We start from the raw sequence: 26,800 nt of genomic DNA, 5'->3' as shown, positions 1-26,800 counted from the left end.
CGGTCCGCCTCCTCTCACAGTTTGCGCAGCCAGTCTTCGGCGACGCCGTGCAAGGCCTGGGCTTGGGGCTGGAGGCGCGCGTCGTCCAGCCGGTAGGTGAGCTTGTCGACCACGCCGACCACGCCGTCGATCTGGCGGGTCATGGACACGGCGATCTCGGTCTCGCTCTTGCGCTCCATCGGGCCGGTGAGCGTGACGACTCCTTCGACCACGGAGACGTCGACCGTCCGGGGCGCCAGCCAGAGCGTGCGGACCAGCACCTCGTCGATCACCTCCTGGCGGACTTCCCGGTCCGGTCGCAGGAAGACCTGGAGCAGGTCGCGCCGAGTCACGATCCCGACGAGCCGCTCCTCCTCGTCCACCACGGGCAGCCGCTCGATGCGCCGCTGGGCCATGGTCCGGGCGGCCTCCACGATGGTGGCGTCGGCGCGCACCGTGACGGCCGGTTCCGTCATCAGCTGTCCGGCAGTGCGAGCTCGGGCCTTCGCGGCTTGCCTGCGTGCGGTACGCGTCAGCCCGGAGAAGCGGAAGCGACGCTTCGGCGGCTCGAACGGGTCCGGGGTCCGCGCCTGCCGGACCATGAGGTCCGTCTCGGAGATCACTCCGAGGACCTTGTGGTCCTCGTCGACGACCGGCAGCCCGCTGATGTGGTGGTCGGCCAGCATACGGGCCACCTCCTTGAACGGGGTGCCGTACTCGGCACGGACGACCTCCAGGGTCATCACGGAGCCGACCTTGTTGTGCTTCATGTCCATCTTCCCTTCTCAGCGGAGTCGGCGCAGATACGGGTCCTGCGGCCTGCGCGGCAGCAGGCGTACGCGCGCGTCGAGCACGGACACCCCGGCCGGTGTCGCGAGTACGGGGTTGAAGTCGGCCTCGGCGAGCTGCGGCAGGTCGGCCGCCATCCGGGACAGCCGCAGCAGCAGTTGCTCCAGGCCTTCCAGGTCGACCGGACCGCTGCCACGCGCGCCGAAGAGCAGCGGCGCGCAGCGCGGTGCGGTGATCAGGTCGTGCACGTCGTGGTCGGTGAGCGGGGCGAGCCGGGCGGCGTGATCGCCCAGTACCTCGGTCGCGGTGCCGCCCAGCCCGAACAGCACCAGCGGACCGAAGACCTCGTCCTGGACGACTCCGGCGAACAGTTCGGTACCGCGCGCCGCGAGCGGCTGCACGACCACGCCGGTCAGCAGGCCCGCGAACCTGGTGTCGAAGTCCCGGAAGGCGGCCCGCACTTGGGCATCGCCCTGCAGGTCGAGGTGAACGGCGCGCTGCTCGCTCTTGTGGACCAGACCCGGCCAGTGGGCCTTCATCACCACCCGGCCGTCGGGGCCGCGCAGCCGCTCTGCGGCGATGACGGCGTCGTCCTCGGTCTCGGCCCAGGCCCACCCGAGCTGCGGGATGCCGTAGCAGGACAGGAGGGCGGCGCAGGTGCGCGGGTCGAGCCAGCCGCCGTCCGGGTTCTCGGCCAGGAAGGTCTCGGCGATCTGGTGGGCGCGAGCCGTGTCGACCTCGTCGAGGTCGGGTTTCGTCCCTGGCGGGCGGCTCAGCCAGGAGGCGCGGCGGGCGGCGTGGGCCAGGGCCCGTGCGGCCGCCTGGGGCTCGGCGTACGACGGAATGGTGCCGCCGTCGGCGGCGGGCAGCAGCGTGACGGGCAGGTCCTGTGCGAGCCGTATCGCCGCGACCGGTCGTGTCCGGCGGCCCGGGCCGCCGGTGAGGGCCTCGACGAGGTTGTCGCCGGTCGCCGCGGCCACGGCGGTCGGGACGAGGACCAGCAGCAGGGCGTCGATTCCGCCGTGGCCGGCAATCCTGTCCACGCAGGTCCTGAGCTGCTCCTCCGTGACGGCGGCGGTCGCGTCGACGGGGTTGCCGACGGCGGCACCGGCGGGCAGCGCGGCACGCAGGTCGTCGACCAGTTCGGGCGGGAACGGCGGGAGGACGAGGCCCGCCTCCGCGCAGGCGTCGGCAGTCAGGACGCCTGCGCCGCCCGCGTTGGTGACGATCGCGACCCGGGTGCCGGCCGGTAGCGGCTGGGAGTGCATCAGCGCGGCCGTTTCGAGGAGTTCGCCGACGGAACGGGTCGCGGTGATGCCCGCCTGGGTGAACAGGGCCTGGCGCGTCATGGTGCGGGTGGCGGCGGCCGCGGTGTGCGAGGCGGCGGCACGACGGCCCGCCTCGGTGCGGCCCGCGTCGACGGTGAGCACCGGCATGTGGCGGGTGACGCGGCGAGCGGTACGAGAGAACGCCCGCGGGTTGCCGAAGGACTCCAGGTGCAGCAGGGCGAGGTCGGTCGTGCCGTCGCTCTCCCACCACTGGAGCATGTCGTTGCCGCTGACGTCGTACTTGTCGCCGAGCGAGGCGAAGGACGACACGCCGATGCCGAGTCGGGACAGCCCGTCGAGCAGCGCGATACCGACGCCTCCGGACTGTACGGCCACGCCGGCCGTGCCGGGACGCGGGTGGTCGGCCGCGAACGTGGCGTCCAGGGCGATCCTCGGGTCGGTGTTGGAGATGCCGAGGCAGTTCGGCCCGACGAGCCGCATGCCGTGCGTACGGCACGCCGCCATGAGTGCGGCGGCCTGGTCGCCGTCGAGGCCGGCGGTGACGACGAGGAGGGCTCGTACGCCCGCCTTGCCGCACTCCTCGGCGGTGGCCGGGACGGCTGCGCCGGGCACCGCGACGACCACGAGATCAGGCGTCTTGGGCAGCGCACTCACCGATGGGTAGGAACGCACAGCGAGAATCGAGGAGGTGCGGGGGTTCACGGCGAACAGCCGCCCGGTGAAACCGCCGGTGTGCAGGTGGTGGAGGATGGCCCGCCCCACCGAACCGGGCTTGCGCCCGGCGCCGACCACGGCGACGGTGTCCGGCCGCAACAGCGGGACGAGGCTGGCCACGTCGGCTGCCCGTCCGCGGGCCTCGACGGCTGCGAGGTAGGTGTCGTCCTCGCCGAGTTCGACGGTGCACCGTACCTCCGGGCCCTCGAAGCGGCGGGTCGTGCGCAGGCCCAGATCGGCGAAGAGCTTCAGCACCTCGTGGTTCTCGCTGAGCGCGTCGGCGGTGAACGTGGCTACGCCCTCCGCGCGGGCCGCCGAGACCAGGTGCTCGACGAGGAGGGTGCCGACGCCGCGGTGGTGCAGTCCGTCGGCCACGGCCACGGAGATGTCCGCCGTGGTCGTGCCGTCGACGACGGCGTACTCGGCGAGGCCGATCAGCCGACCGTGTGTCTCGGCCAGCAGTGCCCGGTAGCCGGGGCGGGGCGGAGCACAGGCACGGTCGGCTGCCATGGCTGCGGAACGTCGGCTCGCCGCGAAGAACCTCAGCCTCAGGTTCTCCGTGGACATCTCCTCGTACAGCCCTTGCACCTGCTCGTGGTCGCCGGGCTCCACGGCGCGGATGCACACGGTCGTGCCGTCCGCCAGCAGGGCGTGGGCGGTGCGTGGGCCGAGGACGTCGTTCGTCATGACGGGTCTCCTCCCAACCTCGTGACACTTCGAGGATCCGGCGGACGAGCGGGCCGCCCCATGGGCTGTTCGGGGGCGAACCCCGGGCCGGTCGGCCCTGATTCGGGGCCCTGCGCCCGAGCCTGACTCGGAGTGGGGCCCGGAGTGCGCGGGTGTGGCCGGGCTGCCGCCCGTCGCCGGGCTCCGTTGGTCGTCGAGGCCCCGCACGCCGTCCTCGGTGCGGACATCGGTGCACAGGTCCAGGAGCGCGTCGACGCCGCCCTTGACGTGGATACGGGTGCGGCAGTCGGGTTCGGTGGGGAAGATGGCCGTGTACTCGGTGGCGGCGTCGAAAGGCAGCTCGCCCACGCGCGGGAGCTCGGCGCGCTGCCCGTCGGCGTCCGCTCCGGCCTTCGCCGCGAGGACCACCGGAGCGGCCTCCGTCGGCGATCCGACGGAGGCCGGCCGCTCTGGTGGTCTCCGTCGGATCGCCGACGAAACCGTCAGGGGGTCTCGGCGACGCGGCGGACCGGTGTCAGCCCGTCGTGCCGACGCACCGCCGTCCGAGCCTGTTACCGCAGGGCCGAAGGGCCCCTGGCACCGCCCCTGCGGTCCACCGCCGGATGACCTTCGGACTGTCTGAGGGGCCGATCGGCCCTGCCGGCGCCGTCCCGGTGATCGGGACACTTGCCGTGAGGCCGTATGGAGCAGGCCGGGCAGCGGCGGCGCGCCGGTGCCGCTGGACCTGACGGCGCCTGGCGAACATCTCTGCACGGCGGGCCGTGCGTACGGACCGCACCGGTATCGGATTCATGGCTGACGGGGTGATCCCAATGGACGTCGACGAGGTGCTGCTGCCCGGAGTGGGGATGCGGTACGAGTTCGTCAACCACGACGGTGACAGGGTCGGGGTCGTCGCCCAGCGCTCGGGTGACTTCGAGCTGGTGCTGTATCCCGGTGACGATCCCGACGAAGCCCGCCCGGTGCTCCGGCTCACCAGCGAGGAAGCCGACACCCTCGCCGAGATCCTCGGTGCCCCGCGTATCGCCGAGCGGTTCGCCGACCTGACCCGCGAGGTCCCCGGACTCGGGGCCGAGCAGGTCGAGGTGCGCCCCGGCAGCCCGTTCGCCGGCCGTGCGCTGGGGGACACCCGGGCCCGTACCCGCACCGGCGCCTCCATCGTGGCCGTCGTCCGCGGCGAGGATGTGATCGCCTCGCCCGGGCCGGAGCAGCCTCTGCAGGTCGAAGACGTGCTGGTGGTCATCGGCACCCGTGAGGGCATCGCCGGAGTCCGGCGCATCGTCCAGGGTTGACCGGTGCACACCCCCGTCGCCCTGCTGCTGGAGCTCGGGGTCATCCTGACCGCGCTGAGCGTGCTCGGCGCCGCCGCACGGCGTTTCGGTCTCTCCCCCGTGCCGCTGTATCTGGTCGCCGGTCTGGCACTGGGCGACGGCGGCTTCGCCGCGGTTCCGGCGGCCCGGGAGTTCGTCGACACGGGCGCCTCGATCGGTGTGATCCTGCTGTTGCTGGTCCTCGGCCTGGACTTCACCGTCCGGGAGTTCACCGCCAGCCTTCACCGCCACCGGGCGTCCGCCGTCGTCGACCTCGTCCTCAACGCGGCACCCGGGGCCGTGGCGGGATGGCTGCTCGGCCTGGACGCCTCGGGGATTCTCGCGCTCGCGGGCGCCACCTACGTCTCTTCCTCCGGCATCGTCGCCCGCCTCTTGGCGGACCTGCGCCGGCTGGGCAACCGGGAGACCCCGGCGGTGCTGTCCGTGCTGGTGGTGGAGGACTTCGCCATGGCCGCCTACCTGCCCCTGCTCGCCGTCATCACCTCGGGCGGGACCTGGTGGCAGGCGCTGCTCGCCGTCCTGGTGGCCACGGGCGCGGTCGTCACGGCGATCGCAGCCTCCGGACGGTGGTCGCATCACGTCGGTCGGATCCTGTCCCACCCCGACAAGGAGCAGGTGCTGCTCCGGGTTCTCGGCATCACCCTCATCGTCGCCGCGCTGGCCGAGACCATCCACGTCTCCGCGGCCGTGGGGGCCTTCCTGATCGGGCTTGCGCTGACCGGCACCGCAGCGGACCGTGCCCGGGCCGTCCTCAGCCCGTTGCGCGACCTGTTCGCGGCGGTCTTCTTCCTTGCCCTCGGCCTGTCCGTCGACCCCGGTGATCTGGTGCCGATGCTGCCCGCCGCGGCGGCGCTGGCCCTGGTGGGGGTGGTGACCAAGCTGGCCGCAGGCTGGTACGCCGCCGGCCGCGACGGCGCGGGCCGCCGCGGCCGGGTGCGGGCCGGGACCGCGCTCATCGCCCGAGGCGAGTTCTCCGTCGTCATCATCGGCCTGGCCGGTCCCGCGCAGGACCGGCTCGGGGCCCTGGTCACCACGTATGTGATGCTCCTCGCCGTCAGCGGGCCCATCCTCACCCGGTTCGCCCCTGCCCGCCCTGCCGCCCGGCTGCCCGTCCCGGTCGCCGGACCCGGCGCCGGGCCCCGCGACCGGCGTCCTCAGTGACCCTCGTCCGCTTCCCGCTCCCCGCTCCCCGCTCCGCGGCGATCGGGCGGCGGTGTGCGTGATGCGCGGGCCCGGCCGACCGACGTGAGGAGGGGCCCGGCGCAACCGCCGCGCCCGCGACGGATCCTGCGGGGCCGGCATCGGTGCGCTCGAACCCGCCACAATCCCGGGATCCGACGACCACCAGCTCCGCGGCAGGCGACTGCGCCTCCAGGCCCGTCAGCGCTTCACCCGTCACGACGGCATGACAGACCTCGGCATCCGGCGCCATCGCCCGCGCCCGCTCGACCGCCCCGGTCACCAGGCGATCGACCATGTTCCGCCGCCCGCCCTCAGCCGGACCCAGCGGCGGGCATCCCCAACGGCACATGCATCGCGGGCCAGACGCACGCATGCACGATCCGCAGCCCCGCTCCGCGCATCCGGCCTCCCCCGCGGCCATCTCCCCCGAGGCCATCTCCGCCGCGGCAAGACTCGACGCCGAGCCTTCCCCCGCCATGCCGCCCCTCCTACCGATGCCGTCGGCTGTCACCTCCGGGTTCACCCCTGTCGCCCTCCGCCGACTCGGACCGCGCGGCCACTGCGAACGGCCGACCGGTACATGCCGAGCCCTCTGCGGGACTGACACCCGCCCCGCCCTCAGCGCGAGACGCGCGTCCTGAACACACACGGACCCGCCCCCGCCGTGCGGGAAATGGCAGGAGGCCCGTGGAACGCCCACGGGCCTCCTTCGGCAATGCTCCGGGGCACTCCCGCCGAAGTGGCGGAGGTGCCCCGGATGGTGTCCCCGAGTCGGTCAGCGCAGCCAGCGGTGGCGGCTGACGAACGGCAGACGTGCCCACGCCTCACCCAGACCCCAGGTCGCGCCGGCGCCCGCGGCGGCGAGGGCGATGAGGACGACGGCGTAGATGAGGTGGTAGTCGACGAACGGGTTCGTGGACATGCTCGCCGAGCCGTCGGACAGGTGCTTGGCCGGCGGCCACTCCGCGATCCACATCAGTGCCATCATGGCCGTGCCGGCGACCGCGGCGAGCCGCAGCGCGATGCCGGCGATCAGGGCGAGGCCGATACCGAGCAGACCGAGCATGAACAGCCAGTCCGCCCAGGCGGCCCCGGCCCAGTCGTGGAAGGTCGATTCCATGGGCCCGACGGCGACGCCGCTGAGGAAGCCCTGGGTCGGCGAACCGCCGTCGATCCAGCCCTTGCCGGACGGTGTGGCGTAGCCGAAGCCGAAGGTCTTGTCGAGGAACGCCCACAGGAAGACGAAGCCGGTCAGCAGACGCAGACCGGCGAAGACGTACGCGCTGGTCGCCGTCGCCACCGCGGCCGACGCCTCGCCGGACGCGGACGCCGTCCCCGCCTTGCGCGACGACGGGAAGCGGAGCCCCACATGCCGGTGGGAATGGTCGTGCACTGCCATGATGCTCATCCCTTCCAGGGGTGATGCGCGGAACCTTGTCGGCTCTCGTTGCGCCTTCAATGTCCCGCTTCACCCTTCAGGCGTCGCAGGGGCTGCGAGGCCCGGACTACGGGGCTGAAGGTCCTCGGGGCAGGGACCGTTCGGCGGGCAATTCCGGTCCACTGCTCGGGCAGCGCGGTGCCGTCGTGGACGTGCCGGGGGTTCCTCCTCGGGAGACTCCGGCGCACGGTGGTGATCTCCCTCCGGCAGGCAGAACCCGCATGGCGCCGCCGGTCCGCCGCCCGGGGCGAAGAAGGGCCGAACGGCCCCGTCACATCGGGCGCATCGGTCCCGGCGGCCGGGCCGGACGAGGGCCGGACGGCAGCGCGGAGGGCTCCCGCAGACCCTGTCCGGCGTACCGGCGTGGGACGAACATCGACAGCAGAGCCCGTCCGCGACCATCTGCGGACGGCGTCGCGAGCGATCCGGAGGCAGTAATGGCGACCGTGGCCCCGACAGGCGTGGAAACCACCGTGAGTGCGTCGAACGCGTGGCGTGGCTTCGCGGGGCGAGGCTGGCGCGAGAACATCGATGTGCGTGACTTCATCCAGGCCAACTACACGCCCTACGAGGGCGGTTCGGAATTTCTGGCGGGTCCTACGGACCGTACCCGCGCCGTCTGGGAGAAGGTCAGCGCACTGTTCCCGGAGGAGCGCGCGAAGGGTGTCTACGACGTCGATGCCGCGACCCCGTCGACGATCACGTCGCATGAGCCCGGCTACATCGACCGGGACCGGGAGTTGATCGTCGGCCTTCAGACCGACGCCCCGCTGCGGCGGGCGATCATGCCCAACGGCGGCCTGCGGATGGTGGAGAACGGGCTGCGGGCGTACGGCTACGAGCCCGACCCCTTCGTGACGAAGGTGTTCGGCACCTACCGCAAGACCCACAACGACGGAGTCTTCGACGCCTACACCCCCGAGATGCGGGCCGCCCGCAAGGCCGGGATCATCACCGGACTGCCGGACGCCTACGGCCGGGGCCGGATCATCGGCGACTACCGGCGCGTCGCGCTGTACGGCACCGCCCGGCTGATCGAGGCCAAGCGGGCCGAGCGGGCCCTGCTGGACGCGCGGCCCTCCGGCCCGGACGTCATCCGCGACCGCGAGGAACTGGCCGAGCAGATCAAGGCGCTGGGCGAGCTGACCGAGATGGCCGCCTCCTACGGCTGCGACGTCTCCCGCCCCGCCGTCACGGCACACGAGGCCGTCCAGTGGCTCTATCTCGGCTTCCTGGCCGCGGTGAAGGAGCAGAACGGCGCCGCGATGTCGCTGGGCCGCACCTCCACCTTCCTTGACGTCTACCTCCAGCGGGACCTGGAGGAGCGGACCATCGACGAGACCCGGGCGCAGGAGCTGATCGACGACTTCGTGATCAAGCTGCGGATCGTACGGTTCCTGCGCACCCCCGAGTACGACGCCCTGTTCTCCGGCGACCCGACCTGGGTGACGGAGTCCATCGGCGGCATCGGCACCGACGGTCGCCCGCTGGTCACCCGCACCTCCTTCCGCTTCCTGCAGACCCTGTACAACCTCGGCCCGGCCCCCGAGCCGAACCTGACCGTGCTGTGGTCGCCGCGGCTGCCGTCCGGATTCAAGGAGTTCTGCGCGCAGGTCTCCATCGACACCAGCGCCGTCCAGTACGAGTCCGATGAGCAGATGCGGCCGCGCACCGGCGACGACACCGCCATCGCCTGCTGCGTGTCCGCCATGGCGGTGGGAAAGCAGATGCAGTTCTTCGGAGCGCGCGTCAACCTCGCCAAGGCGCTGCTGTACGCGGTCAACGGCGGCCGGGACGAGATGACCGGCGAGCAGATCGGGCCCGAGACACCGCCGCTGACCGGCGAGTACCTGGATTACGACGAGCTGTCGGCGGCGTACGACCGGGTCCTGGACTGGCTGGCGGAGGCGTACGTCAACACGCTCAACGTCATCCACTACATGCACGACAAGTACGCCTACGAACGCATCGAGATGGCGCTGCACGACCACCCCGTGCACCGCTTCATGGCGTGCGGGATCGCCGGGCTGTCGGTGGCGGTGGACAGTCTGTCCGCGGTGAAGCACGCGCGCGTTCGGGTGTTCCGTGACGCGACCGGGCTGGCCGTGGACTTCGAGACCCAGGGCGACTTCCCGGCGTACGGCAACAACGACGACCGCGCCGACGCCATCGCCGTCGACCTCGTGGAGTCGTTCATGGCCAAGGTGCGCAAGCACCCCACCTACCGCGACGCCGAGCACACCCAGTCGGTGCTGACCATCACCTCCAACGTGGTCTACGGCAAGCACACCGGCAACACCCCCGACGGCAGGCGTGCCGGACAGCCCTTCGCGCCCGGCGCCAACCCCATGAACGGCCGCGACCGGCACGGGGTGGCCGCCTCCGCCCTGTCGGTGGCCAAGCTGCCGTACGAGGCGGCGCGCGACGGTATCTCGCTGACCACCACCATCACCCCCGAGGGGCTCGGCCACGCCCCCGAGGAGCGCGCGGGCCACCTCGTCGGCATCCTCGACGCCTACATGGCGGCCGGCGGCTTCCACATGAACGTCAACGTGCTGAACCGGGCGGTGCTGGAGGACGCGATGGATCACCCGGAGAAGTACCCGGAGTTGACCATCCGGGTCTCCGGGTACGCCGTGAACTTCGTCCGGCTGACCCGTGAGCAGCAGCTCGACGTCATCAGCCGCACCTTCCACGGATCTCTGTGAGCGAGCGGGCCGTGATGGCGATGACGACAGACCGAGCGGCAGGACCCGGCCGCATGGCCGAGGCCGACCCGGTGGCCGGGGCCTCCCGGGTGACCGGAGCGGGCACTGTGACCGGGGCCGGCAGGGCTACGGGCCGGATCCACTCCTGGGACCTGTCCACCGGAGTGGACGGTCCCGGGACCCGGTTCGTGCTCTTCCTCAGCGGCTGCCCGCTGCGCTGCCTGTACTGCGCCAACCCGGACACCTGGCACATGCGCGACGGGCGGGAGACCGGCGTCGACGAGGTCATGGCGGAGATCGACAAGTACCGCGCGTTCATCGCCACGGCGGGCGGTGGAGTCACCCTCACCGGCGGGGAAGCGCTGCTCCAGCCCGCCTTCACCGCCTCCCTCCTGCGCCGCTGCAAGGAAGCCGGGCTGCACACCGCCCTGGACACCTCCGGCTTCCTCGGGGCCCGCGCCACGGACGAACTCCTCGCCGACACCGACCTGGTGCTGCTGGACATCAAGTCCTTCGACGTCACCACCTATCGCAAGCTGACCGGCGGCGAACTCGCCCCCACCCTCGGCTTCGCCACCCGACTGGACCGGCTCGGCATCCCGATGTGGATCCGCTACGTCCTCGTCCCCGGCTGGACCGACGACCCGGCGGCCGTCGACGGACTCGGCGCATTCCTCGCCGGCCTCGGCAGCGTCGACCGCGTGGACGTCCTGCCGTTCCACAAGCTCGGTGCCCACAAGTACGACGCCCTCGGGATCCCCTTCCCCCTGCGCGACACGCCGACCCCGACCTCGGAGCTCACCGAGCGGGTGCGCGAGCAGTTCCGGGAGCACGGCCTGCGGGCTCTTTGACCTGGAGGGCACCAAGAATCCACGAGGGAGCGCAGAAGAAATGACCACTCGTCATGTGACCGTCGGAGTGGACGGTTCCCTGGCCGCCACCTGGGCGCTGGACCGAGCCGCCGAGGAGGCGGAGCGACGCGGCACCGCGCTGCACATCGTGTACGCCGTGCCCGACCGGGACGAAGCCGGACCGGTCCTGGCCTCGGCCGCCTCCCGGGTGCGCGCCCGGCGCCCCGGTCTGCCGATCGTGGCCGCGGCCGTCGAGGGGAGCCCCGCGCAGGCTCTGGTGCGCGAAGGAAGCGACGCCGATCTCACCGTGGTCGGAACCCGGGGGCTCGGCGGCGTCACCGGCAGGTTGTTCGGTTCGGTGAGCCTGCGCCTGGCCGCGCACACCCGCAGCCCCCTGCTCGTCGTACGGGGCGACCAGCCGTCCGGGGAGTCCGGAACGGTGCTGCTCGGCATCGAGAGCGACGCCGACGCCGACGCGGCGGCCTATGCCTTCGCCGAGGCGGAACGCCGCGCGGCACGGCTGAGCGTCGTGCATGCCTGGACGCACAGGCACCTGTCCCCCGAACTGCCGTCACTGGTGCCCGCGACGAGCCCCGGCCAGCAGGAGCACGCGCGGCGCACCCGCAGCGAGGAGGCGGTACCCCGCTTCACTCTGGCCGAGCTGGCGGAGCGATACCCGCACGTCGGCGTCGAGACCCGCACGGTGCGGACCGGGCCGGCGCAGGCACTCCTGACGGCCACCCGTGAGGCCGACATCGTCGTCATCGCCGCACACCGTGACCCCCATCGGCCCGGGGTGCACCTGGGGCCGGTCACCCACACCCTGCTGCATCACTCCCACTGCCCGGTCGTGATCGTGCCGGCCGGATGGGACAAGGGGTCTCTCACCTGAGGGCCTTGCGCGAGCGGGCGACGTCGTCGGTCCGGCCCGGCGCTGCCCGAGGAGGAACCGTCTCGGCGGCGGGCTGCCGGGGCCGGTCGGTACCCGCGCCGGGTGGCAGCGGCGCCTGATGGCTGTCAGCACCCGAGGAACGACATGCTGGAGGTTGCGATGACTGAAACTCCGTACACCGTGAGCGATGTGATGACGCACACCGTCGTCGCCGTCGGTCGCCAGGCGCTCTTCAAGGAGATCGTCGAGTTGTTCGACCAGTGGAAGGTCAGCGCGCTGCCCGTGCTGGAGGGCGAGGGACGGGTCGTCGGCGTGGTCTCCGAGGCCGACCTGCTGCCCAAGGAGGAGTTCCGGGACACCGACACGGGCGATCTGAAGGAGATGGAGAAGGCCGCCGGAGTGACCGCGGGCGAGCTGATGAGCACCCCGGCCGTGACCGTGCACGCCGACGCCTCCCTGGCCGAGGCTGCGCGCATCATGGCCCGTCGGCACGTCAAGCGCCTGCCCGTGGTGGATGCCGTCGGCATCCTGCAAGGCGTGGTCAGCCGCAGCGATCTGCTGAAGGTCTTCCTGCGCTCCGACGAGGAGATCGCCGAGGAGATCCGGCACGACGTCCTCACCCAGCTGCCGATCACGCAGGATGTGAGCGTGACCGTGTCCGACGGCGTGGTCACCCTCGGCGGTCCCCTGGCCGACCGTGCGTTCGTGCCCCTCGTGACACGCGCCGTGCGTGCGGTGGAGGGCGTCGTCGACATCCGGCTGGATCTGACGCACCGATGAAGTCCCTCGACGAGTTCCGCGATCCCCTCCTCGCCCGGCACCCGCTGGACGAGTCGCGGCAGACGACCACGCGTCCCTGGCGAGTCATGGAGGTGTGTGGAGGCGGCCGGACCCATGCCCTCGTCCGTCAGGGCATCGACGCCCGTCCCGACCTGATCCTCGCCGACTTCGGCGACATGCTGAGCGTGCCGGCACCGACACCGACCTGCTGTCGGCGGGGCTGACGCCCCGGCCGTGTCGCGTCGCCGCTCTCCACCCGCATCGGGTGCGCTCTGCCACACGGTCTCCACCTCACGGCTGCGTGGCCGCGTGGCCGCGCGAGCAGTGACAGAAGGGCCGTTCGGCCCCGGTGCGCACCCCGTCGGCCCCTGCCGTGCCCCTGCCCGCCCGACGATCCTGGTAGTGGAGAGCTCCGCATCGGAGGCCGGGGATCGACCAGGGAGGTGTCGACCGTGCTTCGTCCTGTGGTCGTGGGTCTGGACGGTTCGCGTGAGAGCCTCGCTGCCGCCGACTGGGCGGCCCGCGAGGCACTCAGGCGCGGGCTGCCGCTGCGCCTGGTGCACGCCTGGGAGGGCGGCGTGCCGCCCGACGAGTCGGAACTGCCGGAGCTGGAGGCGCCGCGCTACTGGGCGCGGCGGATCCTGCGCGAAGCGACGGACCGGCTCGACGAACGCTATCCGCAGGTGTCGGTGAGCGCCGACCAGATGTCCCGGCCCGCGGCCGACGCCTTGGTCGCGGCGGGCGACGAGGCCGAGCTGCTGGTCCTGGGGAGCCGGGCGTTCAGTGGCTTCGCCGGGTTCCTGGCCGGCTCGGTGGCGCTGGCGACGGTGGCTCATGTCACGCGGCCTGTCGTGCTCGTGAGGTCCGGCCAGACGCTGGAGGACGAGCACGAGCAGGATGCCGAGCACCGGGCGTCGGCGCACACGCCGTACCGAGCCGTCGTGGTCGGCGTGGATCCGGCGGGTCCGTGTGAGGAACTGCTCGGGTTCGCCTTCGAGAGTGCGGCGCTGCGTGCCGCTCCACTGTGGGTCGTGCACACGTGGCAGCTCCCGTACGTTCCCCGTGCGCTGGAGGCGAAGGCGCGCAAGGAAGTCGGGCCGGCCGCCGTGCGGGCGCTGGACGCCGTGCTCGCGCCGTGGCGGGCGAAGTTTCCCTCGGTGGAGGTCCACGAACGGGTCGAGGAGGGGCGTCCGGCGCAGCAGCTCCTGAACGCCGCGCAGGATGCGGGTCTCCTCGCCGTCGGCCGTCGGATCCGTCCGGCCAGGATCGGTGTGCACACCGGCCCGGTCGCGCACGCCGTGATCCACCACGTCCGTTGTCCTGTCGCGATCGTGCCGCACGAGTGAGCCACGCATCCGGCGGCGCCTGATCGGCCCGCTCCCTACGGAGAGGCGGCCGGGTCCGCAGCAGCAGCGCTCCGACCGAGTCCACCAAGACGCTGACCGGCAGGACCCGGGCAGCGCACCCGATGCGGGTACCTGACACAGCCGACCGCCACCTGCGCCCACCTGCGCCCACCTGCGCCCACCTGCGCCGACCTGCGCCGACGGACGCAGGGACGGCAACGACGGTTGCCGGCCTTCGCGGACCCCAAAGGAAATTAGGCCGGTCGGCCCTGTTCGTCGCGCCCGGATGCGAGAAGGATCTCCTCATGAAGGCCGACCCTGTCCTGGAGTGGGCGTCGGCACGGAGCGCATGAGCGAGGAGTATTTGATGGCGGTCAGCGAGCAGCCCGGTCCCGATGCCCCCATCCGGGTCTTCCTGCTGGACGACCACGAGGTGGTACGCCGGGGGGTGCACGACCTGCTGAACGACGAACCGGACATCACCGTGATCGGCGAGGCCGGCACGGTCGAGCAGGCCTTGGCGCGGGTGCCGGCGCTCCGCCCGCAGGTGGCCGTGCTGGATGTCCGACTGCCCGACGGCGACGGCGTGACCGTGTGCCGTGAGCTGCGCTCGCGCATGCCGGAGCTGGCCTGCCTGATGCTGACCTCGTTCGACGACGAGGAGGCCCTGCTCGACTCGATCATGGCGGGCGCGTCCGGGTACGTCCTGAAGCAGATCCAGGGTTCGGACCTGGTGTCGGCCGTCCGCACGGTGGCCCGAGGGCAGTCCCTGCTCGACCCCAGCGCCACGACCAAGCTGATGGCCCGACTCCGCGGAGGCCAGGAGCAGGAGCAGGAACCGGACGCGCTGCCGGGCCTGACCGACCGCGAGCGGGAGATTCTCGCCCTGATCGGCGAGGGCCTGACCAACCGGCAGATCGGTCAGCGCCTCTACCTCGCGGAGAAGACGGTCAAGAACCACATCTCCCGCCTGCTGGCCAAACTCGGTGTCGAGCGGCGCATCCAGGCAGCGGTGATCGCGACGCAGGCCAAGGACCGGCTCAAGCAGGAAGGGCGCTGATCGCCGGCGGCCCGGCCCATCGGCGGTCGTGCGGGGAGCGGCGTAGGGCTTCAGCCTGTGCTCCGCCGTACAAACCCTGCTGCCGAACATCGGCCGGCGGCGAGGGGTGCCGGTCTTGGCCGGCGCATGGTCGGCTGCCAGTCCGAGGGGAAGGCGTACGGGCCTGTCGGCTCCGGCGTGGTCCCCGTGCGCAGGCCTTGACCAGGGGCCGTGCGGCCCCACGAGCGGGCCGTACGGCAGCAGGTCGGAGCCCTTCGGCATCCTGTGTCCTCACCGGAGCCGAGGTTCGATGAAGAGGCAAGAGCACCACGGAAGGAGGCACACCGTGAGCACGTCACCGACTCCGGGCTTGTGGCGGCTGTCCGCCGTTCTTCTGGTGAGTTCCGCTGCGGTCACGTTCGTGATCAGCGCCGTGCTCGACCTGCTGGCGGAGCGGGCGGCGCAAGACCGCCTCGCCCGTCGGCGAGCGTCGTTCGGTTCGACGAGCGAGGTGACGTCGGCCGGGGAAACGTCGACGCTCGGACAGCAGGCGATGCAGGAGCAGGTCGGGCTCGGAGTGCGTCCGCCGGTCGAGGCAGCGGTCGCCGGACCGTAGGGCCGGCCGGGCCCTTGGAAGGGCGCTGCGGTCCCTGCGCACCAGGCGGTCCCCGCACGAGGCCACGAGTGAGCGGCCAGACCCGTACAGGCCCTGCGTCGAGGAGCCCCGCTGCGGATCGTGCACTCATGGAAGTGGCACCCGCAACCCGCCGCCTCCGTGCCCATGGACAGGACCCAGCGCGAGTGGGCCGAGCAGGCCCTGGACCAGGCTGTGGCCAGTGTCCGTGCCGCGCATGCCGGGCTGCAGATCGTGGCCGGCTGGTGCCCGACTCCGCGACCGCCGGCCTTCTCACGGCGGCCGACGACGCCGAGTTGCTGGTGCTCGGCTTCCGCGGTCTCACCGGTGTCGCGGGGTTCCCGCTCGGCTCGGTTTCCCAACGGGTCGTCGCCAGGTCCTCGCGGCCCGTGGTGCTCGTCCGTGCCGGCGAGACCTCCGCCGACGGTGTGTCGCCGGAGGAGATACCCGAGTCTCCGTACCGCGATGTCGTCCTCGGGCTGGACACGCGGCGCCCCTGTGACGAACTGATCGAGTTCGCGTTCGCGTCCGCCCGGCGCTGTGGCGCCCCACTGCACGTGATCCACGCGTTCCGCGCCGCGTCGGCCGACGCCCCGGAGGGCGGTCAGGAGCCGGTCTCGGGGCCTGAAGTGCTCGCGGCCCACGAACGCACCGTCGTCGCGGCGCTCCGCCCGTGGTGCGAGAAGTTCCCCGAGGTCGCCGTGACCGGGACCGTCGCCGAAGGGCGGGCCGCCGGCGAACTCGTACGTGCGTCGACCGGCGCCCCGCTCGTCGTCGTGGGGCGGCGCGCGCGAGACGGCCACTTCGGCGCCCACATCGGGCCCGTGGCCCACGCTGTGCTCCACCACACCGGCTGCCCGGTCGCCGTCGTACCGCACGCGTGACGCCGACCCGTTAGGGCACCGTCGCGCGTGCCGGCTGGTGGCGGGCCGTACGACCACGCGGCGAGGCTCCCGGTGAGTTCACCGGGAGCCTCGCCGCGTGGTCGTACTGGATCACCGTGGGGCAGGCGATGCAGGGACGTGGTCGTCCGGGTCGGTTGTGTCGACGTGCCCGTCAGCACCGAGCACAGGACCGGGGCGCTCCTCGCTGTCGAGTTCTGAGCTCTGGCACGCCTTGGCCGGAACAGAAGGGGCGCAGGGGCGTTGTCGATGGCCGGCGAACTTCCCTGCGTCCTCGGCCACTTCCTGCTGTGTGCCTCGGGACCGCGCGTCGAGGCGGTCAGAACCCGATCGGTGTCGCGGCGGGGGCCGGGTCGGATCGGGTCGGACGGGATCAGACCATGGCGACGGCGCCCGGCTCCTCCGACCGGAGCCGTTCAGCCCTCATTCCGGCTTAGACCCACCCCGGTCCGTCTCGCCCGCGTCCGGTCGGCGGTGCGCCGGGCCGTAGTAGGCCGTGCGCATGATGTCCTGCATGTCGTCGAGCATCGGCATCCGAGGATTCGCGGGCGCGCACTGATCCTCGTAGGCGTTGAGGGACTGCTGGGGCAGGGCGTCGAGGAAGGCGCGCTCGTCTACGCCGAGGGCCTGGAACGACGGCTCGATACCCACCGCGTCGCGCAGCCGCTCCACGGCCTGGGCGAGGGACTCCACGCCCTCCTGCGCCGTGGTGGCGGGCAGGCCGAGGGTGCGGGCGATGTCCTGGAAGCGTTCGGGAGCCCGGTAGTTCTCGTACTTGGGCCAGCCCGTGAGCTTGGTCGGGACGGTTCCGTTGTAGCGGATGACGTGCGGCAGCAGGACCGCGTTGGTGCGGCCGTGGGCGATGTGGAAGGTGGCTCCGAGGGTGTGGGACATGGCGTGGACGATGCCGAGGAAGGCGTTGCCGAAGGCCATGCCCGCGATGGTGCCGGCGTTGTGCATCTTCTCCCGGGCCTGAGCCGAGCCGTCGCGGTCGTTCACGGCCCCTTCGATGTGCGCGAAGATCAGCCGGATCGCGTGCAGCGCGAGGCCGTCGGTGAAGTCGTTGGCGTACACGGACACGTACGCCTCGATGGCGTGGGTGAGGGCGTCGAAGCCGCTGTCGGCGGCCAGCGCCGGGGGCAGCTCGGTGGTGAGGAGCGGGTCGACGATGGCCACGCTCGGGGTGAGCGCGTAGTCGGCCAGCGGGTACTTCTTGCCGGTCGCCGGGTCGGAGATGACCGCGAACGGCGTGACCTCCGCTCCGGTGCCCGACGTGGTGGGCACGCACACCAGGCGGGCCCGGCTGCCCAGCGTCGGGAAACGGAAGGCGCGCTTGCGGATGTCGGAGAACTTCTGCCGCATGTCCGCGAAGTCGATGTCCGGCTGCTCGTACAGCAACCACATCACCTTCGCCGCGTCCATCGGCGAGCCGCCGCCCAGCGCGATGATCGTGTCCGGTCGGAAGTCCCGCATGAGGCCGGCGCCGCGCTGGACGGAGTCGATGCTCGGCTCGGGCTCGACGTTGTCGATGATCTGCACGGTCACCGGCTCACCGCGACGCTGCAGGACGCGGCTGACGCGGTCGACGAATCCGAGGCGGGTCATGGTCGCGTCGGTCACGATGGTGACGCGGTGGACGTCCGGCATGGACTGCAGGTAGCGGATGGCCTGCGGCTCGAAGTAGATCTTCGGCGGGACCTTGAACCACTGCAGGTTGTTGCGACGGGTGCCGACCCGCTTGACGTTGAGCAGCTGGGCGGCGGAGACGTTGTTGGACACCGAGGTACTCCCCCAGGAGCCGCAGCCGAGCGTGAGCGACGGCAGCAGGCCGTTGTAGATGCCGCCGATGGCGCCTTGCGAGGAGGGCGAGTTGACGATGACGCGGACGGTCTTCATACGACGGCCGTACGCCTCCGCGAGCGCGCGGTCCTCGGTGTGGATGACGGAGCTGTGGCCCTGGCCGTGGAAGGCGACCATGTCGGCGGCCAGGTCGAAGCCCTGCTGCTCGGATCCGGCGCGCAGCACGGCGAGCACGGGGCAGAGCTTCTCGCGGGTCAGCGGCTCGTCGGGGCCGACCCGCCCGGCCTCGACCAGGATGATCGAGGTGTCGGTGGGGACGGTGAACCCGGCCTGTTCGGCTATCCACGCCGCACTCCGCCCGACGGCCGCGGAGTTCACCTTGGGCTCGCAGCCGCCGCCCTCGGCCTTGCCGGCCGGGAAGAGGAAGGCTTCCAGCTTGGCCTTCTCCTCGGCGGTCGCCAGGTGGGCGTGCAGAGCGCGGAACTCGGCCAGGGCGGCGTCGTAGATCTCGTCGTCGAGGACGACGGCCTGCTCGGAGGCGCAGATCATCCCGTTGTCGAACGACTTGGACAGCACCAGGTCGTTGACGGCCCGGCCCAGCTTCGCGCTCTTGTGCACGTAGGCGGGAACATTGCCGGCGCCCACGCCCAGGGCGGGCTTTCCGGCCGAGTAGGCGGCCTTGACCATGGCGTTGCCGCCGGTGGCGAGGATGAGGGAGACACCGGGGTGGTGCATGAGCGTCCTGGTCGCCTCCACGGACGGGGTCTCGATCCACTGGACGCAGTGCTCGGGCGCGCCCGCGGCCACGGCGGCGTCCCGCACGATGCGGGCGGCCTCCGCGCTGCAGCGCTGGGCGGAGGGGTGGAAGGCGAAGACGACCGGGTTGCGGGTCTTCAGCGCCATCAGCGCCTTGAAGATCGTGGTGGAGGTCGGGTTGGTGACCGGGGTGACGGCGGCGACCACACCCACCGGTTCCGCGATCTCGACCATGTCCTCGATGTCGTCGCGGGCGATCACGCCGACGGTCTTCATGTGGCCCATGCTGTGGGTGACGTGCTCGCAGGCGAACATGTTCTTCGCGGCCTTGTCCTCGAAGACCCCTCGTCCGGTCTCCTCCACCGCGAGCCGGGCCAGCGCGGTGTGCTGGTCCAGGGCGGCGACAGAAGCCTTCTTGACGATGTGGTCGACCTGCTCCTGGGTCAGCGGCTCGTAGTCGGCCAGCGCCTTGAGCCCGTTCGTGACCAGCCGGTCCACGGTGATCGCGGTGTCGGAAGGTCCGTCCCGCCGGGCGGTGGGCCGATTGCGATCGTCCTCACGGGCCATGGAAATACGCCTCCTTGACAGGAATGCCGAAGCGGTGGCTCCGGCGTTCGTGGAGGAGCGGCACCGCGGGGGATCGGTACCGCTCCCCATGCAACGGTCTCTCGGTGAGGCGCTCGCCCCCAGGTGCCGAGAGTCCCCCCTCGGGTCCGACCGGCCCGGAGATCCAGGGCCGGTCGGCCCAGGGGGCCGCGGAGGTTCCACGGCCGGCGACGCCCGGAGCGGCCACCGGGTCTCACCGGTTGTCGCTGCCCTCGGTGTCCGGAAGTGCCGCCCGGCCCGCTTCCAGGCGAGCGATCGGGATGCGGAACGGGCTTGAAGATGCCCTTGTCGCGGTATGCGGAGAAGAACGCCGCCTCGACGTCGTCACGGGAGAAGCCCCACGTGGTCCGGGTGAGGTCGTTGGTGCCGAAGGAGAAGAACGCGGCCTCCCGCACGATCCGGCCGGCCGTCAACGCTGCCCTCGGCAGTTCGATCATCGTGCCCGCCGGGCAGGCGACGGCGACACCGGACTCGGCGGAGACCTCGGCCAGGACCCGCTCCACCTCCGCGCGGACGATGGGGAGTTCCTCGACCGCGTCGATCAGCGGCACCATGATCTCCGCCTGAGGGTCCCCGCCCGCACGCCTGCGCTGCGCGACCGCTTCGGCGATTCTCTCGGCTCTTCCCTCGGGCCTTTGTCGTGCCTTGTGCGCGTGATGCGCCGTGTCCGCTCAGGCCCGGGCACGGCTCACGTCCTGGTGTTCCATGTGCCGGTGTCAGGCGTCCGGCGCGCCCGCTGAACAGACCTCTCCGGGGTGCTCCGGTGCTCCGGTGCCAGGTCCCGGGTACCCGGCCGGCGGCCCAGCCGGCGGCCCGGCCGGCGCTCAGTCGTGCGGTACGACGGCGACGGGCGCGGCGGCATGGTGGATCACGCCGTGGGTGACGGGCCCGATGTGCATGCCGAGTGCGGGACGGTGGGTCTTACGGCCCACGACCACGATCGCTGCGTTCCGGGCGGCCTGGAGGACGAGGTCCGCGGCGGTCGCGAGGCCGATCGTGTGCACCACCTGAACCTGCGGCGAACGCTGCCGCCAGGGCACGAGGGCCTCCAGGAGCTCCTTCTCGACCCGAGCCCGCGTGCCACCGTCCTCGTCGCCCATGACCACGGCCCTGTACGTGAACACCGGCGGACGGCTCCAGGCGTGGACGACGCGCAGCGTGGCCCCGCGGGCGGCCGCGACGGCGAAGGCGAAGGCCAGCAGTTCCTCGGCCGGGTCGTCCCGGTCCTGGATCCCGACGACCACTTCGCCGCCCCTCTCGCCGTCTGCTTCGGCGCCCCTCTCGCCGTCTGCTTCGGCGCCCTGTGCGGCGTCGGGCTCGGGCGCGCGTACGAGCACCACCGGAACGTGCGCCCGGGCGAGCACCTGCTGACCGACGGAGCCGAGGAGGAACCCGGTGACGGCGCCCTGCCCGCGCGAGCCCAGGACCAGCATCTCGGCGCCCTTCGCCCTCTTCAGCAGCGCCCCGGTCGCCATATCGGCTACCTGCTCGACGGCGACCGGCACATCCGGATACCTCGCCACGAGATCCTGCCCTGCCTCGCTCAGCAGCTGCTGCGCCCACCGCTTCTGGGCTTCCGACTCCTGGGCGGAGGGAACGTCCACCGGCCGCCAGATCCAAGCGGTGACCAGGCGCAACGGCAGACCTCGACGCTGAGCCTCGCGGGCAGCCCAGTCAGCAGCGGCACGACTCTCGGCGGAACCGTCGAAGCCGACGACGATGGGGGAAAGCATGGAGACACCTCCGTATGCGGTCACGTCCGCGCGGGCCTCGGCACCACCGGCGGCCCGGGGGTCCGGTGGATCCGCGCGCCACCTCCTGGCGACCACGCGGATCCACCGGCCCCCCGCTTCCGATGGTCGCGACGAAACGGTCCGCGAGCCCAGGGACCGCTGGTCCTGTCCCACGGCCACTCGGCCCTCCGGCCGGGACCCGCCCGGCCCCACCGCCGCCCCGCCCCGTCCCCTGATCGGCCTATCGGCCCACCCGGCCCCAGCAGCCGGGACGAAGGTCCCGCCGCGCGCCCCGTACGGCCCATGCCCGCCCCGCGCCCCCGCTCGCAGGCTGGTACGGACAGGGCCGGTCGAGGGGAAGGACGACGAAGATGACCGTGCGGGTCGGAATCAACGGATTCGGACGTATCGGGCGCAACTATCTGCGCTTGGCGCAGGAGCGCGCGGAGGCGGGCACCGGCACGCAGGTCGAGGTGGTGGCGGTCAACGACCTCACCTCCCCGGCGGCACTCGCCCACCTGCTCGCCTTCGACTCGACGTACGGCAGGCTGGGCCGCACGCTTCGAGCACGACGACTCCTCGATCACGGTCGACGGCCACCGCATCGCCGTGACCGCCGAGCGCGACCCCGCCGCCCTGGACTGGGCCGGCTTCGGCGTGGACGTCGTCATCGAGGCCACCGGCCGCTTCCGCACCCGCGAGGCCGCCGGACTGCATCTCAAGGGCGGGGCCCGCAAGGTGCTGCTGTCGGTGCCCGGCAAGAATGTCGACGCCACCGTCGTGATGGGCGTCAACGAGGGCACGTACGACCCGGACGGCGACCACGTCGTGTCCAACGCCTCGTGCACCACCAACTGCGTGGCCCCGATGGTGAAGGTGCTGGACGAGGCCTTCGGCATCGACAAGGGCCTGATGACCACCATCCACGGCTACACCAACGACCAGGTCGTCCTCGACGGTCCGCACAAGGACATCCGCCGTGGCCGCACCGCCGCCGTGAACATCATCCCCACCTCCACCGGCGCCGCCCGCGCCGTCGGCCTGGTCCTGCCGGAGCTGGCCGGCACCCTCGACGGACTCGCCGTCCGCGTCCCCGTCGAGGACGGCTCCCTCACGGACCTGACCGTCGTCCTCGACCGGGAGGTGACCGCCGAGGAGGTCAACACCGCCTTCCGCGAGGCCGCCGCCGGCTCCCTGAAGGGCGTACTGCGGGTGTCCGACGCCCCCATCGTCTCGCGTGACATCGTCGGCGACCCCGCGTCCTGCGTGTTCGACGCGCCGCTCACCCAGGCGCACGGCAGCCTGGTCAAGGTGTTCGGCTGGTACGACAACGAATGGGGCTACACCAACCGCCTGCTCGACCTCACCGAGTACGTCGCCGTCCGGCTCCCGGAGAGGCTCCCGGAGAGGTGAGGTTCACCCCACGTGCGATCACCGGGGTCTGACTGCCGTTCCGTTCCACCGGACGGCCGCGTCCGGATACGGTGAGGTCACGGGAACGATCTGCCGTTCCCGCCCCCGTCACGGGGAAGCGCACACGGAGGAAGCGGTGGAGAGCGCCAAGGACGGCCAGGTTCGGTTGCCCCAGCTCAGGCTGGACGAGCTCCTGGAAGAGCTCCAGGCACGGCTGGACGCGGCTCGTGGCACGCGGGACCGGGTGCACAGTCTGCTGGAGGCGGTCCTGTCGGTGGGCCGCGAACTGGACCTGGAGCAGGCCCTGCGCAGCATCGTGGAAGCCGCGGCCACGCTGGTCGAAGCCCAGTACGCGGCCCTCGGGGTCATCGGGCCGGACGGCAAACGGCTGTCGGAATTCCTCACCGTCGGTGTGACCGAGGAGCAGATCGCCGAGATCGGGCCCTTTCCGTCCGGGCACGGCATCCTGGGCGAGTTGATCAAAAACCCGGAGCCGCTGCGGCTGGCGAAACTCTCCGACCACCCTGCTTCATACGGGTTCCCACCGCACCACCCGCCGATGAACACCTTCCTCGGCGTTCCGATCCGAGTCCGTGATCACGTCTTCGGCAATCTCTACCTCACCGAGAAGCGCGGTGGCGCGCAGTTCGACGAGGAGGACGAGTCGGTCCTGGCGACCCTGGCCGTGGCGGCCGGTGTGGCGATCGACAACGCCCGCCTGTACGAGGAGTCCACCCGGCGCGAGCGCTGGCTGCGCGCGAGCGGGGAGATCACCCACAGTCTGATGTCCGGCAGCCCGGGCACCGAGGTCCTCGGGGTCATCGCCGAGCGGGCGCGGGAGATCGCCGGTGCCGAACTGGCCGCGGTCGCCGTGCCGGTACCGAACACCGACACCCTGGCCGTGGAGCTGGCCATCGGACAGGAGGCGGAGACGCACCGCGGCCTGGTGCTGCCGGTCGAAGGCAGCCTGATCGGCGCGGCGTTCTCCGCCGCAGAGCCCGTGACGAGCGCGGACGTCACGAGCGACGCGCGTGTCTCGGCCGGTCCGCCGCGGTTCACGGGGCTCGGCCCCGCCGTGGCCGTACCCATCGGCACCCGGGACGGAGTGCGGGGTGTGCTGCTGCTGGTACGGGCAGCAGGGCGCACCGTCTTCACCGAGGCGGAGACCGCGCCACTGATGGTCTTCGCCGGACAGGCGGCCGTGGCCATGGAACTGGCCGAGCGACGGGCCGACGCCGAACAGATCGCGCTGCTCGCCGACCGGGACCGCATCGCCCGGGACCTGCACGACCTGGCCATCCAACGGCTCTTCGCCACCGGGATGACGCTGCAGAGCGCCGGACGCCTCATCGACCACCCCGACGCGTCCGAGCGGGTCCTGCGGGCGGTCGACGACCTGGACGAGACCATCAAGATCATCCGGTCGACGATCTTCGGGCTGCGCGCGAGGGAGACCAGCGGCAAGGAGACGCTGCGCTCCCGCGCGGCACGCGCCGCCGGGGAAGCGGCCCCGGTTCTCGGTTTCGCCCCCGGCCTCCGGATGGAGGGCCTGCTGGACACCAACGTGCCCCCGGAGATCGCCGACCACGTGGTGGCCGTGCTGTCCGAGGCGCTCACGAATGTGGCCCGCCACGCCCGGGCGAGCCGAGTGGACGTGAGTTTGAAGACGAACGCCGTCGAAGTGACCCTCACTGTCACGGACGACGGCGTCGGTGTCCCTCCCGAAGGGCGCCGTAGCGGCCTGCGCAACCTCGCCGAGCGCGCCGAGCAGTTGGGGGGCGCGTTCGAACTCACCAGCCCGCCGGGCGGTGGAACCACGCTGACCTGGCGGGCCCCGGTCGGGACGCACTGATCCACCCTGCCCGCACGGCTGCCGCACACCGTGCGCGCCGGCGACGTATCGCTCAGTCCAGGGGCCCCCGGACAGCCGTGCGCGTCAAGCGATCTCCAGTACGTCCCTCACCGGACGGCGGGGTGTGGCAGGGCCTCTCGGTCCGTAGCCGAGCCGCAGCACCATCTGGACCTGCCCGGTGCCCCATGCCGGGTCGCGGGCCAGTAGGCGCAGCTCGCGGTTCTCCAGGGCGTGGGAGGTCAGCGAGGTGGCCAGGTCGACCAGGGTGGCCTCCAGCAGGACTCGCTCCAGGGCCTGACCGGCGCGCAGCCAGTCGGCGCGGCCGTCGCCGGGGGTGCTCAGCAGGGCGAGGTGCGGTGTGTGCTCAAAGGTGGTGGTGCCACGGTCGGCTACCGGTCGGCGCCCGGCGAAGTCCCGTACGGGAGCCTTGCCGTCCCGTTTGCGCGGACCGAAGGCGTATTCGGGGACGCCGTCGACCGCGGTGTCCGCCTCCGGCCCGAGCCGGGTCCAGCGAACCAGGTCCTCGTTGGCGTCGGTGTCCAGCGTGTCCCGGCTCTCGGCGTCGCTGACCAGGTCGAGCACGGTCTCGGCATGCCAGGCACCGGGGAAGAGCAGCACGGCTCCTTCCTGCGCCGCGGCGTTCCGCAAGGAGGCCCGCACGTCATCGGGGATGTCCTTCTCGGAGAAGGGATGCCGACTGGTGTGCCGGTGCCGGATCGCCGGGTGCAGCCGCGTCAGGGCCTCGTCCCGTGTGTTTCCGGGCGGATCGGCCAGATGGACGGCGGCGAGCAGCAGCGGGTCGTCGGGCTCGGGCAGCAGCGTCGTCTCCGGGACGAGGCCCGCGTGCGCGGCCGCGACGCGCAGGTTGAACAGTGCCGCCCCGCACCCGATGTGCAGCGCCCGGTTGTCGGGATCGGACCGCGGCATGGCCCGCCCGGGGTCGGCCCGCAGCAGCAGCACACGCTCGCTGCTCAGGTGGCGAAAGCGCCACGGCTGCGCGTTGTGCATGGACGGCGCTGCGGTGGCCTCGGCCACCAACAGGGTCACGGTCTTCTCGTCGAGTGGTCGCTCTGCCATGGCATCCTCCTCGCACGGCGCCGGTGGGACACGGATGCGAACCGCCGGGTGACCCGACCGGCGAACCGGCCCGCGCTCCCGCTCCCGTTCCCGCTCTCCGCTGATGTCCCTACCTCCACACATCACGCCGCGAGGAGACCTGCAAGGTCCCCATCGTCCCTGGCCCGGGGGCCGACCGGCCCCTCTCGCGCTGGCATCGCGGTGCGCCTCCGATCGGGCACGGGCATCGCGGCGGTGCCGTCCGTGACCAGGCAGCTCCCCGCGGCGGTCCCGACCGCCGACCACATCATCGACGCCTCCCGGGAGGCATCGCCCAGGGCTGCAGCCTCCTGTCGACTCGGAGCGGCGTCGAGCTCGGGGTCGGCGGGCAGGCCGTAGGCGATGGAGGGCGTTCGGTTCCGGCCGGGCACGGCGTTCGGCACGGTCCCGCGGTGGGCGGGCCTCCCCGAAGGCGCAAGCGATCACCGCATCGCCCGGAGTGGTCGGCGTCGACGCGGAGCACCACGGGTCGGAATGCGGTGGCGGCTGACGAGAAGCCCGCGGGGCCCTGCCCACGCTCGTCCGGACCCGACGAAGACACCTCGGCCCCGCCCGGCCCTCGCGAGCCGAGGAGCAGCGACTCGGAGTCCTTCGCCGCCTCGGCCGACGCGCCCCTCGGCCTTCGGCCTTCCCCGGATCGGCTCCCCTGGCCCTGTCCGCCCAGGGACACGGGCGGCGTCCCTCAGCCGTCTTGCGCGGGATCCGCCCGCGCGCCAATGCTGCTGCGTCCCGGCACCCGGGGCGGACAGGGCCGACAGGGCCGACAGGGCCGACAGGGCCGACAGGGCCGACAGGAGATCGTCCCGGTGCCGTGCGGCCCCTCGGCGGACCAGGTCGTGGGACCGGTGGTCCTGAACCGACGGGGCCCTTCGGCCTTACCTCGTCGATCGCCGTGAAACAGCGCCGAAACGTGGTCGGACGCCTGCTACACAGAAGCTGCCGCCCGATGCGATGCGGCGCCCT

18 protein-coding genes and 4 pseudogenes are annotated in these 26,800 nt (G+C 72.1%); 13 read left to right on the top strand and 9 right to left on the bottom strand.

The window, feature by feature from the left end; translation table 11 throughout:
* Nucleotides 1-14 precede the first annotated feature (14 nt).
* The 3 genes and pseudogenes from ACFYNL_RS05175 to ACFYNL_RS05165 form a co-directional block, all read right to left on the bottom strand.
* A complete protein-coding gene (locus tag ACFYNL_RS05175) occupies nucleotides 15-749 on the bottom strand; it encodes a CBS domain-containing protein (protein ID WP_388796608.1) in 735 nt (244 codons plus the stop codon).
* A 15-nt stretch (nucleotides 750-764) separates the two neighbouring features.
* Nucleotides 765-3,458 carry a GNAT family N-acetyltransferase gene (locus ACFYNL_RS05170; RefSeq protein ID WP_388797337.1) on the bottom strand — a complete coding sequence of 898 codons (2,694 nt, stop codon included), beginning with the start codon at nucleotides 3,456-3,458 and terminating at the stop codon, nucleotides 765-767.
* Nucleotides 3,459-3,692: 234 nt separating this feature from the next.
* Nucleotides 3,693-4,124 (bottom strand): annotated as a pseudogene (locus ACFYNL_RS05165) (hypothetical protein); the annotation flags it as partial.
* A gap of 146 nt (nucleotides 4,125-4,270) precedes the next feature.
* Between ACFYNL_RS05165 and ACFYNL_RS05160 the strand changes: the two are divergent.
* A complete protein-coding gene (locus ACFYNL_RS05160) occupies nucleotides 4,271-4,750 on the top strand; it encodes a cation:proton antiporter regulatory subunit (protein WP_388796605.1) in 480 nt (159 codons plus the stop codon).
* Nucleotides 4,751-4,753: 3 nt separating this feature from the next.
* Entirely contained in the window at nucleotides 4,754-5,950 is a 1,197-nt protein-coding gene (locus ACFYNL_RS05155) for a cation:proton antiporter (protein WP_388796602.1), read from the top strand.
* A gap of 151 nt (nucleotides 5,951-6,101) precedes the next feature.
* Here ACFYNL_RS05155 and ACFYNL_RS05150 read toward each other — a convergent pair.
* Together ACFYNL_RS05150 and ACFYNL_RS05145 are read right to left on the bottom strand one after the other, a co-directional pair.
* Nucleotides 6,102-6,449, bottom strand: a pseudogene (locus ACFYNL_RS05150) (universal stress protein); the annotation flags it as partial.
* Between the two features lie 297 nt (nucleotides 6,450-6,746).
* Nucleotides 6,747-7,370, bottom strand: coding sequence for a hypothetical protein (locus tag ACFYNL_RS05145; RefSeq protein WP_388796600.1), 624 nt, complete (start codon nucleotides 7,368-7,370; stop codon nucleotides 6,747-6,749).
* Between the two features lie 476 nt (nucleotides 7,371-7,846).
* Here ACFYNL_RS05145 and pflB point away from each other — a divergent pair, with 476 nt between their 5' ends.
* The 9 genes from pflB (at nucleotide 7,847) to ACFYNL_RS05100 (ending at nucleotide 16,543) form a co-directional block, all read left to right on the top strand.
* A complete protein-coding gene (pflB, locus tag ACFYNL_RS05140) occupies nucleotides 7,847-10,117 on the top strand; it encodes a formate C-acetyltransferase (protein ID WP_388796597.1) in 2,271 nt (756 codons plus the stop codon).
* A gap of 53 nt (nucleotides 10,118-10,170) precedes the next feature.
* Nucleotides 10,171-10,968 carry a pyruvate formate-lyase-activating protein gene (pflA, locus tag ACFYNL_RS05135; RefSeq protein ID WP_388796594.1) on the top strand — a complete coding sequence of 266 codons (798 nt, stop codon included), beginning with the start codon at nucleotides 10,171-10,173 and terminating at the stop codon, nucleotides 10,966-10,968.
* Nucleotides 10,969-11,008: 40 nt separating this feature from the next.
* A complete protein-coding gene (locus ACFYNL_RS05130) occupies nucleotides 11,009-11,860 on the top strand; it encodes a universal stress protein (RefSeq protein ID WP_388796591.1) in 852 nt (283 codons plus the stop codon).
* A gap of 159 nt (nucleotides 11,861-12,019) precedes the next feature.
* Nucleotides 12,020-12,640, top strand: coding sequence for a CBS domain-containing protein (locus ACFYNL_RS05125; protein ID WP_388796589.1), 621 nt, complete (start codon nucleotides 12,020-12,022; stop codon nucleotides 12,638-12,640).
* Entirely contained in the window at nucleotides 12,637-12,864 is a 228-nt protein-coding gene (locus ACFYNL_RS05120; RefSeq protein WP_388796586.1) for a hypothetical protein, read from the top strand. Before ACFYNL_RS05125 ends, ACFYNL_RS05120 begins: the two co-directional genes overlap by 4 nt.
* A gap of 228 nt (nucleotides 12,865-13,092) precedes the next feature.
* Nucleotides 13,093-13,986 (top strand): universal stress protein, encoded by an 894-nt coding sequence (locus ACFYNL_RS05115; protein ID WP_388796583.1) that lies wholly within the window; start codon nucleotides 13,093-13,095, stop codon nucleotides 13,984-13,986.
* Between the two features lie 367 nt (nucleotides 13,987-14,353).
* Nucleotides 14,354-15,046, top strand: a complete 693-nt coding sequence (locus ACFYNL_RS05110) for a response regulator (protein WP_388797333.1) — start codon at nucleotides 14,354-14,356, stop codon at nucleotides 15,044-15,046.
* 325 nt (nucleotides 15,047-15,371) lie between these two features.
* Entirely contained in the window at nucleotides 15,372-15,641 is a 270-nt protein-coding gene (locus tag ACFYNL_RS05105; protein WP_388796580.1) for a hypothetical protein, read from the top strand.
* A 263-nt stretch (nucleotides 15,642-15,904) separates the two neighbouring features.
* The gene (locus ACFYNL_RS05100; RefSeq protein ID WP_388796577.1) at nucleotides 15,905-16,543 is read left to right on the top strand and encodes a universal stress protein; all 639 of its coding nucleotides are present in this window, start codon (nucleotides 15,905-15,907) and stop codon (nucleotides 16,541-16,543) included.
* A 441-nt stretch (nucleotides 16,544-16,984) separates the two neighbouring features.
* On the opposite strand, the gene adhE is transcribed toward ACFYNL_RS05100, so the two are convergent.
* The 3 genes and pseudogenes from adhE to ACFYNL_RS05085 all read right to left on the bottom strand — a co-directional run bounded on the left by adhE (nucleotide 16,985) and on the right by ACFYNL_RS05085 (nucleotide 21,456).
* Nucleotides 16,985-19,684, bottom strand: coding sequence for a bifunctional acetaldehyde-CoA/alcohol dehydrogenase (gene adhE / locus ACFYNL_RS05095; RefSeq protein WP_388796574.1), 2,700 nt, complete (start codon nucleotides 19,682-19,684; stop codon nucleotides 16,985-16,987).
* 232 nt (nucleotides 19,685-19,916) lie between these two features.
* Nucleotides 19,917-20,334 (bottom strand): annotated as a pseudogene (locus ACFYNL_RS05090) (putative PEP-binding protein); the annotation flags it as partial.
* Between the two features lie 213 nt (nucleotides 20,335-20,547).
* Entirely contained in the window at nucleotides 20,548-21,456 is a 909-nt protein-coding gene (locus tag ACFYNL_RS05085; RefSeq protein ID WP_388796571.1) for a universal stress protein, read from the bottom strand.
* A 371-nt stretch (nucleotides 21,457-21,827) separates the two neighbouring features.
* Between ACFYNL_RS05085 and gap the strand changes: the two are divergent.
* Nucleotides 21,828-22,869 (top strand): annotated as a pseudogene (gene gap, locus ACFYNL_RS05080) (type I glyceraldehyde-3-phosphate dehydrogenase).
* 136 nt (nucleotides 22,870-23,005) lie between these two features.
* Nucleotides 23,006-24,721: a GAF domain-containing protein gene (locus ACFYNL_RS05075; protein WP_388796568.1), complete on the top strand. Its 1,716-nt coding sequence runs from the start codon at nucleotides 23,006-23,008 to the stop codon at nucleotides 24,719-24,721.
* A gap of 84 nt (nucleotides 24,722-24,805) precedes the next feature.
* On the opposite strand, the gene ACFYNL_RS05070 is transcribed toward ACFYNL_RS05075, so the two are convergent.
* Nucleotides 24,806-25,798 (bottom strand): Acg family FMN-binding oxidoreductase, encoded by a 993-nt coding sequence (locus ACFYNL_RS05070; RefSeq protein WP_388796565.1) that lies wholly within the window; start codon nucleotides 25,796-25,798, stop codon nucleotides 24,806-24,808.
* Nucleotides 25,799-26,800 lie beyond the last annotated feature (1,002 nt).

The sequence above is a fragment of the Streptomyces sp. NPDC007808 genome, from assembly GCF_042868655.1.
Lineage (GTDB): Bacteria > Actinomycetota > Actinomycetes > Streptomycetales > Streptomycetaceae > Streptomyces.
The sequence above is the reverse complement of the archived record's forward strand: the minus strand, read 5'-3'. Positions and strand labels throughout refer to the sequence as shown.

Coding starts and splice junctions, on each gene's coding strand:
- ACFYNL_RS05175 (WP_388796608.1), bottom strand. CDS start 749: ATGAAGCACAACAAGGTCGGCTCCGTGATGACCCTGGAGGTCGTCCGT.
- ACFYNL_RS05170 (WP_388797337.1), bottom strand. CDS start 3,458: ATGACGAACGACGTCCTCGGCCCACGCACCGCCCACGCCCTGCTGGCG.
- ACFYNL_RS05160 (WP_388796605.1), top strand. CDS start 4,271: ATGGACGTCGACGAGGTGCTGCTGCCCGGAGTGGGGATGCGGTACGAG.
- ACFYNL_RS05145 (WP_388796600.1), bottom strand. CDS start 7,370: ATGGCAGTGCACGACCATTCCCACCGGCATGTGGGGCTCCGCTTCCCG.
- pflB (WP_388796597.1), top strand. CDS start 7,847: ATGGCGACCGTGGCCCCGACAGGCGTGGAAACCACCGTGAGTGCGTCG.
- pflA (WP_388796594.1), top strand. CDS start 10,171: ATGGCCGAGGCCGACCCGGTGGCCGGGGCCTCCCGGGTGACCGGAGCG.
- ACFYNL_RS05130 (WP_388796591.1), top strand. CDS start 11,009: ATGACCACTCGTCATGTGACCGTCGGAGTGGACGGTTCCCTGGCCGCC.
- ACFYNL_RS05125 (WP_388796589.1), top strand. CDS start 12,020: ATGACTGAAACTCCGTACACCGTGAGCGATGTGATGACGCACACCGTC.
- ACFYNL_RS05120 (WP_388796586.1), top strand. CDS start 12,637: ATGAAGTCCCTCGACGAGTTCCGCGATCCCCTCCTCGCCCGGCACCCG.
- ACFYNL_RS05110 (WP_388797333.1), top strand. CDS start 14,354: ATGGCGGTCAGCGAGCAGCCCGGTCCCGATGCCCCCATCCGGGTCTTC.
- adhE (WP_388796574.1), bottom strand. CDS start 19,684: ATGGCCCGTGAGGACGATCGCAATCGGCCCACCGCCCGGCGGGACGGA.
- ACFYNL_RS05085 (WP_388796571.1), bottom strand. CDS start 21,456: ATGCTTTCCCCCATCGTCGTCGGCTTCGACGGTTCCGCCGAGAGTCGT.
- ACFYNL_RS05070 (WP_388796565.1), bottom strand. CDS start 25,798: ATGGCAGAGCGACCACTCGACGAGAAGACCGTGACCCTGTTGGTGGCC.